Genomic DNA, 12,431 nt, shown 5'->3' on the forward strand with positions numbered 1-12,431 from the left:
ACCGCTTGGTTGGCTTTTAAACTGATGAGACTTTTAATCTCTTGCTAGATTTCTTCTGGTCACTACTCTGTGGCCTGCACGGAATATATTCAAGAAGCCATTACCTATATCACTCATAACAATATACAAACAAGGTACTAGTACTAAAGTGATTAGAGTTGCAAACATAACCGCAAAACCAAGTGCGACAGCCATCGGAATTACAAATTTAGCTTGCAGACTAGTTTCGAACATAATTGGTAAGACACCGGCAAAGGTTGTAATTGAAGTCAGGGTGATTGCCCTAAAACGCGCACAACCTGCTTCAATAACCGCTTGGCGAGTTGAAATACCTTCGCGGCGTGCTTGGTTCACAAAGTCGGTCATAACTAACGAGTCATTAATTACAACACCCGCTGCAGCAATCAAGCCAAAGCCTGACATCAAGCTAATATCTAAGCCAAACCAGAAGTGGCCCCAAATAGCACCAGTTAAGCTAAATGGAATAACCGACATAACAATAAGAGGTTGTGAATAGCTTTTAAGCGGCACTGCAAGCAAGATATACACTAAAATCATACCGCCTATGAAGAACATGATTTGCTCGTTAGCTTGCGCTTGTTGTTCTTCAATAGAACCACCTAGCTCAGTTTTAACTGATGGGTATTCTTCTTTTAACTGCGGTAATAAGTTCTCATCAACTTGCTTAACAACTTCACCCGGTTCAATCGCTTCTTCATCGATACTGCCGTAGATATACACAGTACGATAGCCACCTTCACGGCGAATATAGCTAATACCAGGTTTTTCGTTCAGTTCAACAACATCACCTAGCATCACCTCTTGGCCGGCAGGCGTTGTAATCACGGCATGCTTTAATGATGCAAACGCTTCACGGGTTAGTTTAGGGTAACGAACCATGACACGCACTTCTTCGCCGCGACGAATAACACGTTGTGCTTCACCACCATAGAAGCTTGCGCCTACTTGGTTAGCAATGTTGGCAAGGTCTAAACCTAGATCGTATGCCACAGGTTTTAAGCTTAATTGTACTTCTTTGCTCGCCGGATCGATGGTCGAACTAATATCAAACAAGCCTTTTTGCTGTTGTAATAGTTGGATAAAACGACGACCAGCATCATTTAAGGTATCGATATCTGGGCCGTACAGTAAGTAACCAAACTCACCATCCATACCACCACCATTCACGTCATCGTAAATTTGCAGTGATTTCACGCCAGGGATACTTGGCATTTGTTCACGCCAACGACGAGATAATTCAAACGCGTTGTACGGACGCAAATCTTCGTCTACCAGCGGAGCAAGTAACTGTGCTTCAGTACGACCTTGGTTGAACACTAAGATATCGCGAATAAGCTTTTGACCAAATTCTCGCTCTGTCTCTTGATCTACTTTTTGCACCATGGCTTCTATGTCACGAATAGCATTGATTGTTTGTATATCAGATGCATTTTCATTCATTTCTAGGCGAATTTGCGGGAAGTCATGAGGTACTTTTGGTGTTGGCACCACTCGCACTTGGTTTGATGAAATTAAGCCAAACGTCAAAATCAATAAACCGATAAATGCAAATAGAACAAACCAACGCCACTCTACACAAAGCTCAATAAAACGTTTATATGGACCATTAACAAAGCTAAAGAAACGTTTGTTAAAACGAGCTCGCCAGCTATTGGGGTTAATTGGTGGAAACTTAGTATGAGCAATGTGAGCGGGTAAAATAAGTTTCGATTCAATCAAACTAAATATTAGGCACAAAATTACCACAACCGCGATACCGAAGAAGAATGCGCTCTCTGGTCCACTTGATAATGTAAATGGTGCGAACACGGCAATTGTTGTTAAAACACCAAATGTTGCCGGGGTAGCAACACGCTTTGCGCCATTTACCACGTTCACAACACCACCGCCTTTTTTCTCAATTTCGGTATAGGCGCTCTCTCCTATTACTATGGCATCGTCGACCACGATCCCGAGTACCATAATAAAGGCAAATAACGACACGATATTAATACTGATACCAAATAATGGCATCATCATCATTGCACCTAAGAAACACACAGGTAAACCAATCATTACCCAAAGTGCTAGCTTAAAGCGTAAAAAGATAGACAACATAATGGCAACCAAGATAGCACCTTGAATTAGGTTGGTTTTCATCATGTCTAAACGTGCGTTAAGGTAGTAGGTCATGTCCATTAATGGCTCTAGACGTAGACCCGCTGGTAACTCTTTATTCTTTTGTTCGATAAACGCTTTAACCGAATCAGCAACCGGGATCATATTTTGTTCTTTGGTTGCTTTTACTGATAAATAAACGGCATTTTCACCATTAAATTTAAAGTAACGCTCACCTTCAATGAATTGGTCTTTGATTACAGCAATATCGTTTAACAGCACTTTAGCGCCATTAGCACCAATTTTTACTGGGATCTGGCGGAAACTCATCACCGTTATAATATTGGTTTTCAACGCGCACCGAGATAATACCTGCGTCAGTACGTAATTGACCTGCTGAAATATTAGCAGAGTAACGACGCACAGCACTGGCCACATCACTCAGTGTAAGGTTGTATTGACGCAGAGAGTCAGGATCGATTTCTATCGCAATTTCATCGAGTGGTACATCATTTTGTACAAGTGATACATTTGATAATTGCAGTAATTCATCTTCAATTCTGTTTGCAACTGGCTTTAGCTCAGTAAGCGGAATATCACCAACGAGCGTCATACCGATCACGTCCTGGCGAAATTCAACCTGGCTGATGGTGACAGGCTCCATTCCCGCAGGGAAAGTAGCAATACTGTCTACACGTAGTTTCACTTTATCGAGAACATCAGTAAGTTCTGCGTCAGTGTTGATCTCTAAACTCGCACGGCCACTATTTCGAAACGAGCGATATACACCACGCTTAATCTCGGTAACGTCTTTTAGTGACTCTTCAATTTTGATCAGAATACTTTCTTCAATTTCCTGTGGCGAAGCACCCGGATAATTGGCCTGTACTTCAATATAGTTAATTTCAACATTCGGGAACATCTGGCGTTGAATAGTGAAATAACTAATAATCCCCATGATGATGATAAACACCATCATTAAGTTCGCAGCGACCGAGTTATTGGCAAAATAGGCAATAAGGCCAGACTGTTTTTCTGTGTTTGTATCAGTCATAATGCTACCTTAAAGCTTTTCAACCGCTGCAGTTTCTGCATCGCTTGTCATTTCTTTCATACCAGCAATCTTCACTTCCATACCCTCTTGAGGATACTCAGGTAAAGTAAGAACCAACTGGTCATTCACTTCAAGGCCATCACTAATATAAAAGTACTCACCTTCTTCACGTACTACGGTTACTTTGCGTGGTTCAAGTTTATTCTCATCGTTAACAATCCACACTGTTTGGTTGTTCACCAAAGACTGCGGTAAACGGTAGATGTTTTGTAATGTTGCACCAGCAAAGTTAACTTGTACGTAAGAACCAAATTTAATTGGTTGCACGTCGTGCTTTAAGCCATATGGGTCATCAACACGAACTACTAGGTTGCTCATACGAGTCGCGTTATCAACAACACCTAAGTCACGATCAATTTCAGCTTCACGAGTAAAGCTGTTTAATCCTTTATTGATAATGGTCGCTTTTACGCCTTTTAAGCGTTTTGGTAAAAATACACTATCGAAACCAGCGATTGGTACGATGATTTCTGCGCTTTCAATATTATTAATTTCAGCAACTTGGCTGCCCACATTAATGTATTGACCGACACCTATTTCACGGCTAATCACAAGTGCATCATAAGGTGCTTTCACTTCGCAGCGAGCAAGGTCACGCTCGGCACGTTTTAATGCAGCTTGCGCTGATTTAACAGCGGCTTGCGCGCTTAACACTTGAGGTTTACGTAGGAATAAGTCAGTGCGCTCACGTTCTGGGTAACGTCTTGCTTCATCTTCTGCTACTTTAGCTTGTGCTTGCTCTTCAATCAGTGCCGCTTGAGCACTGGCAAGTGCTGCTTCAGCTTGTAGTACAGCCGCTTCGTAGTTATCTTTTTCGATGGTGAATAACACTTCACCGCGAGCTACGATACCACCAGCAACAAAGTTTGGATGCCAGCTCGTTACTTCACCTGCCACTTGCGAGGCAATCAAAGTACTTTCTAGCGGTTTAACTTCGCCGTAACTGTTAATGATCACTTGATGATCATCGCTTGCTACTGGCTCAACCTGCACCAAAGGACGCACATCAACTACATCCTTGTCTTTAGGCTCTTGAGCAATAGCGTTGATTGCCATAAAACCAGCAACACCAACAATTAATGCAACAAATGGTAAGATCCATTTTAATAAACTTGTGCGCATAACTTACACCTATAATATTTTAACTGGCTCTATCATACCAAAGCTGACAGAAACATTAATGCGACATTTGTAAGGAACTGTTACAAAAACGGTTAAATAAAAAATATAAATCAGAAAAATGACTTAAGAACAATTTGTTACAAACAAAACAAAAGAAATATCAAAAACTTACAACCATACTTTCACACTTGTTAACAAATGACCTTTTATCAAAGAGTTAATTCATTAAACTTGATTGAGAAATAATTAAAGGAACGAGTTAACAATGAAAATAACAAACATTGCGCTGGCACTAAGCCTAGCACTTGCCATGAATGGCCACGCAGCCGAAGCTAAAAAAGAAGAAAAAAAGCCAAAGACGCTGGCTGAAATGATCAAAGATAAAAGCGAGTTTGCTGGTGTTTTCAGCATTTACCAAGATGCGAAAACGGGCGACAACTTAATGGTGATCGACCAATCACAACTAGATACCCCGTTTGTGTATTTTGCTCACACGGTCGATGGTGTTACTGATGCAGGTCACTTCAGAGGGGCATACCGCGAGACAAAGCTCATTGAGTTTCGTAAGTATTTTGACCGTATCGACATTATTAGCAAAACGCCACGCTATAAATTTGATGAAAGCTCTGCCCTAGCACGATCTGCTGATGCCAATATTAGCGAAGCTGTACTTGCTAGTATCAAAATTGAAAAAGAAGAAGATGGTAAAATCGCATTTAATGTTGATAAGCTATTTTTAAGTGAAGCACTTCATAAAGTGTCACCTTGGTCGAACCCAAAAGATAAAAATGCAAGCAAACGCTTTAAACTTGGTAAATTAGATGACAAAAAATCACGAATTGTTAAGCAACGACCTTATCCAAATAATCTAGATGTTGTGGTTGATTACGTATTTTCTAATGCCAACCCAACAGTACGAGGTTCAAACGCCGTAAGCGATCCTCGTAATGTTTCAATTAAAGTACAGCATTCATTTGTCGCGTTACCAAAAAATGATTATCAAGCTCGCCAAGATGACGCGCGTATTGGTTATTTCACTAACGAATTCGACAATATGACATCCGCTGATTGGGCACCTTATGAAGATGTAATCAAACGCTGGGACTTACAAAAGAAAGACCCAACAGCGGCACTTTCTGAGCCAGTTAAACCTATTACTTGGTGGATTGAAAATACCACGCCAGTTGAGTGGCGAGACACTATTCGTGATGCAGTGCTCGCGTGGAATAGCTCATTTGAAAAAGCGGGCTTTAAAAACGCCATTGAAGTAAAAGTTCAACCTGATGACGCTGATTGGGATGCAGGCGATATTAACTACAACGTATTACGTTGGACTGCATCACCACGCCCACCATTTGGCGGTTATGGTCCTGCTCTTGCAAACCCATTAACTGGTGAGATCTTAGGTTCTGACATCATGTTAGAGTATGTTTTCATGAAAAACCGTTGGATGTACGACACCTTATATACCCAAGGTGCAGCCACGCTTGAAACTAGCCAAAGCAGCACAGAATTACATTGCTCACTAGGTCACAGCATTCAAGAAAACATGTTACTTGCAAAAGGCTTAGGCACAGGTGCAAGCATTGAAGACAAAGAGATTTTACGTCAAGGTTTAACTCAGCTCGTTTTACACGAAGTGGGCCATACCCTTGGTCTTAACCACAATATGAAATCATCTATCTTGTGGGATGAAAAAGAAGTTCACGATAAGAGTAAAACGCAAGGTATCGTAACGGGGTCAGTTATGGACTATGCCCCAGCAAATATCGCCCCTATTGGCATGCAGCAAGGTGATATCTTCCAAACAAAACCAGGCCCTTATGATGATTGGGCAATTGAATATGGCTATAGCCAAGCTTTAGCTGATAAAGCCGCTGAGCAGCAGCGTCTTGAAAAAATTCTCGCTCGCTCGTCAGAGCATGCTTTAGCTTTTGGTAATGATGCTGATGATATGCGTGCCCCAGGCCGCCATATCGACCCACGTGTAATGATTGGTGATATGTCATCTAATCCTGCCGCTTATGCTGATGATCGCATGGAGCTTATCAATAAGTTATTTACTGAGCTTAAAGACAAAGCCACTGTTAATGGTGAGTCATACCAACAGCTTGTTACCTCCGCGAACATTTTATTTAGAAGCTACAGAACACAAGCCGGCGTAGTATCTCGTCAAATTGGTGGTGTTTATGTAGAACGTAATGTGGTGGGCGATGACAAAAATGGCGCACCATTTACGCCAGTGCCACTTGAGCGCCAGCAACATGCAATGCAAGTGTTAGCCGACAAAGTATTCTCGCCCAATGTACTTGCTAACATGCAACCGCTTTATAACTACCTGCTACAGCAACGTCGTGGTTTTAATCATTACGGTAAAAATGAAGACCCTAAACCACATGGCATGATTTTAGGCATGCAAAAGCTGGTACTAGCTCAGTTATTACACCCGGCTGTAATGCTGCGAATTTCAGACAGTGCAATGTATGGCAACGAGTACTCACTTAATCAATTTATGAATGACTTAACGGCAAGCATTTTTGTAGATAGCAAAAAAGCAAATACTCTAAGTCACAATCTACAAGTTGAATATGTGAATCAGCTAATCGCGATTGCTGGTTTAGGTAAAGCGAGTAAGCACGACAACCTAGCCAAAGCTGCCGCGCTTTATCAGTTAAATCAAATTGCTGATATGAGCGTGCCATGGGGTGCAGACACCGCAGCAAAAGCGCATAAGCAATATATCGATCGCTTAATTAGTAAAGCCCTCGAAGCATAAGTAAAACAACACAAAAAAGGCTGCCAATTGGCAGCCTTTTGTTTTTAGGTAATTTAAGCCATTGCTGGGCGCGATTTATAATACTGAATACAACCTAATTGAGCGGCATTAGTTAGTAAAATCATTACAAAGGTCAGTATGTGAGACACGCTCGGTGTGGCCATTGAAAGCTCGGCAGCGAGGCCGCAGCTACCTGCAACAAATTGCAGACTAAAATAACGAGCACTTAAATTACTAATATTACCGCTTTTGATGGTTTTATAAGTTTGCGGCATAACACGAATAGAGCTCATCACTAAACCCACATAGGTTAGCCAGTTCAGCACCGTTGCTGTTTCATAATGAGGGTTAAGCAACAAACTAAAAGGCACGACCGACATGGCTAATAACCCGGCTAGTTGCATACGTTGCTTTCGCGCAGCATTGTAACGAACAAAGTAATAAAGAATCACACCACTTAGCATGCCTGTTACAACAAACGGCATGGCCATGTAAAAACGCTGGAAATACAGGTTAAAGGTGATGAAATACAAGCTTTGCGCGACACCAAAGCTCATCATTAACAGCGAAACGCCCGACACACTGCGATTTTTACGGATCTTATTTAAAAGCGGATAAAAGCTAAACGCCAAAATAAAGCATGAAATAATCGGCAAAAAGTGCGCCAAAACAGACCTCTCTCGTTACAATTTAGTTAATAAGTTAGCAGTTTATAAATCGCCCATAAAATCAAGGTAAACATTTGTTTTTTAAGCAATTTAAAAGAGTGCGGCATTGTAATGAGAGAATATTAGAATGCAATTAAGAATAAAAAATAAACAACAGTCTATTGGCAAGATATCCATACAGGCTGTTTAGAACTGATGACACTAATTACTAACTTGAATAATCAAAGTTAACTGGGTAAATTGATTAAATAGCACTCAATAGGGTAAAGCCATGAAGTCAGTTTTATATGCACTTGTTTTGAGTGCCTTTTTAGTTGGATGTAAGAGTACGAAACAACCTACGCCACCGCCTAGTGTGGGCAGCTTACTCAACGCCGCACATTTTACTCAAGTTGAACTAAGCGACCCTGAGCTATTTACACTCCCTGCGGATGAGCAAAAACGTTTTCTTGATTATTTTACCAAACGTCAAGGTGGTGATTTTAGAGATGACCAAATCCTTTATCACTATTTAGAAAAGAAGCTCACCAATTTTAATTACTTTAGTGCCACACTCAATGCCCAGCAGACTCTTCAAGGTCATCAAGGTAACTGTATTAGCTTGGCAATTTTGACCCATGCATATGCTCAACTAGCAGGACTTCAAACGGGCTTTCAAGCGGTCTCAAGTGAGCCTGTTTATAGCAAACAAAATAACATAGTGTATGTGTCAGGGCACTTTCGCACCAAAGTCTACGCCCCTTTAAATGAGGACGATAATTACTTGGTGCCGCCAGGTACTGTCATTGATTACTTTCCTGCTCGCGGCAGTTTTTACTCTGGCCGAGCTGAGTTAAAAGACTTAATTAGCCGTTATTACAGCAACTTGGCTGCAAAAGCATTGGCCTTGCAACAATTCGATTTAAGCTACAGCTATATATTAAAAGCCAATGAATACACCCCAAATGCTGCATCACTTTATAATCTAGCTGCCGTATTACATCGCCAATCGGGTGATTTAGCTGGAGCAAAACATATTTATCAAACAGCAATGCAGTATGGCTTTAGCGATACGAATTTACTACATAATTACGCAGTTTCTGGCCGAGCAACTTAATGATCAGGTTTTGGCAGAGCAACTCAATTCACAGTTAGCGATGCTTGAACAAGATCCATTCGAGTTACTGGCAACGGCAATTAACGCCCGTAACAATGGTAAGCTTTACAAGGCAAAACAACAGCTCGAAGACGCGATTGCATTAGCCCCTTATTTATCTGAACCCTATATAGAGTTAGCGATTATTAGTTATCAGCAAGGAAATGAACAAAGCAGTAAAGAATGGCTAGAAAAAGCCATTGAGATAGAAAATAAAGACGAAAAGCTAGCGCTATACCACGCCAAGCTTTTCGCCTTAAAAGACCAACACTAGGCTATAACGAGTAATAGAAGCTTAGCCAAGCCCGTAAATCATTTTCAAAGTCGTCGCCTTCTACCCGGGCGACGCCAAAATCAAGGTTTACATCGTTCAAACCTGCAGGCCCCATACCAAAGCTAAAGTCTCCTCGCCATTTTAGCCCGTAACTTTGTGCATAAACTCGGTTATCGACTTGATGCTGTTGGTAGTAAAGCCAAGGTAATGAATCTTTGTAACTAATACCCCCGCCATAGCCTTTATAGCGGTTACCTAATTGGCTAATAAACGGAAGCTCAGGGGCAACAACAAAGCCGCTTTGCGTGTCTTTATTAATTAAGTTTGACTCATATCCTCCAAGCGTAAGGTTACTGTCATCGCGATATTGCTGAGCAAAATTAACATAAACAGGAATATCAAAGGCATAACCGCTCAATACTGTGGCAAAGTTATAGCCCTGCCAATTATTCGAGTCAGCATCACCGGATAGCCACTCGGCACTTACAGACTGAGCAAAACCATATCGTTGTCTGTCATGTTGCCATTTTTGTTCAAGTCCAAACTTTAACCATTGATCATCACCTTTACTAAAATCACTGTAGTTATAGCTCAAACTCGGTGTAATACTGAGCTGCTGAAACTGCAACGGGTAGCTCATGGCAAAATGTGCCCCTGTATTACTTATGTTCAGCGACGTTTGTGAATGGTACTGTTTTGCTGATTCGAGGTCGTAATCAAATAGCAGCGCTTTAAATTTTAAATCAAACGCAGAATACTTAGCGGCCGCGAACATCCCTTCTAGTGCTTTGTCATGTAAATCAGCACTATAGCCGGCTTGTAAATCGAGCTGTTTCAAGAAATCACTACTTTTCAGGCCAAGGGTAAGAAGCGATGATGAAGCCGAATAATACTGAGATGCCAACGAAAAGGTTGGTTTTTGCTGCCATATATCATAATTGATTGGCTCAGTTGGGCTTTGCGGGTAGATTTTCGCCTCAGGTAATACTTCGCTCGTTACCTGTCCTCGCGGTGGCGCTGCACTTTTAGCAAATTCAACAACCTCTAATCCTTGTGGTTGCTCAGCAAAATGCTTGATATTCGGCCCTTGTGCAGTGATCGATAAATACAAAAGTTCACCATTATGCATTGCCATTGGGTGCGCAACAGCTTCTTGGCCTTGTGTTAATTGGCGTAGTGAATTGCTATTAAGATCATAATGATACAAATCGAGAGCTTTATTTTTACCCGCGACAAAATAAATCCCTTTGCCATCTGCTTGCCAATTAGGTTGTGACACATATTGATAGCCTGCGGGCATAGGCACAGCGAGTGATTGCTGAGAGCTCACATCTTGTATATACAACTGCCAATTGGCATTCAATGTCGCTTTTAAATAAGCAAGTTGAGTTTTATTAGGGCTTAGTAATGGGTAGTCATAAACCGTTTCTAGGCTTTTCTCAAATAAAGGCGTAGCGACACCCGTATTGAGGTCAAGGCGCACTAGCTCTGAGAAGCCATGCTTAGTTTGCTCAGCATAAACAGTTTGCCCGTTATCACTGATACTAAAGCGGCGAAGCCCTGCATGATGCGTCAATGCGCTCACTTTTCCTGTGTCGATATCATAGCGGTATAGATCAGAAATACCTTGAATAGAGCCTTTAGCAACGGTTGTTGTGGCTGTGAAAAACAGTGTATTTTCATCTAACCACTGCGGGTTTTTTATACCCCGCCTATTAATTTGGTGAAGCACGTGTTTTTGCTTACGCTTAAAAACACTGGGGGCTTGATCAGCAATATCGACGGGATCATCATCAAGTAACGCTTGTTGCTGCTTTGCAAAATCATCGGCAGCCTGTTGATTGTCACCAGTACTGTAAATAACTAAACGCGTTTCACCATCTTTGTTTCGCTCAACGATGGCAAGCTTACTGTTATCTAAACTTAAAACAGGGTTCGAAGCATATAATTCAAGCTCTAACCAAAGCTTGCTTGTAAGTGCTTGCTCACTTACTTCTTTAGCCATTGCTTTATAGGTATACTCGGCAATAAAACGACGATAGAGACGCTCAGGAGAATTACCAAATACACCGCTGAAGGCTTCATTAAAATCACGCGATTTAACTGCTTGCATACGCGTCCAAACTGCATCAAGGGTTTGCGGTGAATGATTCTCTTCAAGCCAAGCAAGAAAGCGAGAGCCTATTAAATAAGCCATTGAGCCAGCTAAAAAACCCCCTTCGGTACTATTTAACTGGCTATATCGGGGCAATGCACCCTGCTGTGCAAATTCAACTAGTATTGCCTCTGATAGATTATCGTATAAACGGCCTCGGCCTGTCATTTTCGACTCAAGTAAGGTTGCATATCCTTCTGCAGCCCAGCGCGGCATGTCACTTTCGATTAAATCATAAATATCCCAACTATCGCGAATAGCTTGGCGCAAATCGCTACGAGTCGGTTGAGCAAGGTGCACTAAATGAATATATTCGTGCAAAATCAATAACTGCTGCCAGCTATCGGTGTTAGAAATCACGGTGTCAGATTGCGGAGGCGTTGTAAACAAGGCCATTAAAGGCTTATTCGTCACCGGCAAAGCGAACCCATTAGAAGCATTAAACGGGTCGAAAACCAGCACATCGACTACTTCATCAAGGGCACGGTTTTGCTGCTTTAATACCTTATCGCGAACAATTTCAAGCTCTGTAGCAGCAGAGCGTGCCCATTGTTGATTCTCAGTACTAAAATGCACGTTAAAGTGTTCAGTATGAATAGTTTGCCAAGTCTCTTGGCTTGAGGCATGGCCAGCGGCAAGTAACGCCACTGATAACAGAGCTTTTTTCATCACAATCCTTGATTAGCAAGTTGCTTAATTTAAGAATTAGTATGCGATGCTTTTTTAAAAGGCTGAAGTTAAAAAGTGTAAGAAATTACTCGATTTTAATCGGGCGAACCAAGTCTAACAATTGATAAATAATAAAAATAGTCACGGCAAACATCAGGCTGCTTCTTAATGCACCGATCCCCGCGATGACTAAAGCCGCGGTTACAAGTAACGCTATTACTGTAACAGCGACACTCACACACAAGCCTTTACACTCTTGCTGAGAACGTGCATAACACAGTAAGGCAACAACACCTGAAATAGCTAAAATAGGTAGAAAATAAATCATTGAGCACCGTAGTTATTAACGTTGCGTTAGTATACCTCAATAACAATACGAATCAACGGTATTGATAATTAT

At 41.5% G+C, this 12,431-nt stretch carries 5 protein-coding genes and 2 pseudogenes; 2 read left to right on the forward strand and 5 right to left on the reverse strand.

The window, feature by feature from the left end; translation table 11 throughout:
- Window positions 1-33 precede the first annotated feature (33 nt).
- Window positions 34-3,172: pseudogene (locus HYD28_01850) on the reverse strand (efflux RND transporter permease subunit).
- A 9-nt stretch (window positions 3,173-3,181) separates the two neighbouring features.
- Window positions 3,182-4,354, reverse strand: a complete 1,173-nt coding sequence (locus tag HYD28_01855) for an efflux RND transporter periplasmic adaptor subunit (GenBank protein ID QLE07819.1) — start codon at window positions 4,352-4,354, stop codon at window positions 3,182-3,184.
- A gap of 265 nt (window positions 4,355-4,619) precedes the next feature.
- On the opposite strand from HYD28_01855, the gene HYD28_01860 reads away from it, so the two are divergent.
- Window positions 4,620-7,130, forward strand: coding sequence for a zinc-dependent metalloprotease (locus tag HYD28_01860; GenBank protein ID QLE07820.1), 2,511 nt, complete (start codon window positions 4,620-4,622; stop codon window positions 7,128-7,130).
- Between the two features lie 53 nt (window positions 7,131-7,183).
- Here HYD28_01860 and HYD28_01865 read toward each other — a convergent pair whose 3' ends face one another.
- Complete coding sequence (locus HYD28_01865; GenBank protein ID QLE07821.1) at window positions 7,184-7,798, reverse strand: hypothetical protein; 615 nt, start codon at window positions 7,796-7,798, stop codon at window positions 7,184-7,186.
- A 271-nt stretch (window positions 7,799-8,069) separates the two neighbouring features.
- Between HYD28_01865 and HYD28_01870 the strand changes: the two are divergent.
- Window positions 8,070-9,207 (forward strand): annotated as a pseudogene (locus tag HYD28_01870) (hypothetical protein).
- A 1-nt stretch (window position 9,208) separates the two neighbouring features.
- Here HYD28_01870 and HYD28_01875 read toward each other — a convergent pair.
- Window positions 9,209-12,031 (reverse strand): hypothetical protein, encoded by a 2,823-nt coding sequence (locus HYD28_01875; protein QLE07822.1) that lies wholly within the window; start codon window positions 12,029-12,031, stop codon window positions 9,209-9,211.
- An 85-nt stretch (window positions 12,032-12,116) separates the two neighbouring features.
- The gene (locus HYD28_01880; GenBank protein ID QLE07823.1) at window positions 12,117-12,359 is read right to left on the reverse strand and encodes a hypothetical protein; all 243 of its coding nucleotides are present in this window, start codon (window positions 12,357-12,359) and stop codon (window positions 12,117-12,119) included.
- Window positions 12,360-12,431: the final 72 nt, after the last annotated feature.

The organism is Pseudoalteromonas shioyasakiensis, assembly GCA_013391845.1.
Classification (GTDB): Bacteria; Pseudomonadota; Gammaproteobacteria; order Enterobacterales; family Alteromonadaceae; genus Pseudoalteromonas; species Pseudoalteromonas apostichopi.

Excerpts from the sequence above, each read along its gene's own strand:
- HYD28_01855 (QLE07819.1), bottom strand. The coding sequence starts at position 4,354 with ATGCGCACAAGTTTATTAAAATGGATCTTACCATTTGTTGCATTAATT.
- HYD28_01880 (QLE07823.1), bottom strand. The coding sequence starts at position 12,359 with ATGATTTATTTTCTACCTATTTTAGCTATTTCAGGTGTTGTTGCCTTA.
- HYD28_01875 (QLE07822.1), bottom strand. The coding sequence starts at position 12,031 with ATGAAAAAAGCTCTGTTATCAGTGGCGTTACTTGCCGCTGGCCATGCC.
- HYD28_01860 (QLE07820.1), top strand. The coding sequence starts at position 4,620 with ATGAAAATAACAAACATTGCGCTGGCACTAAGCCTAGCACTTGCCATG.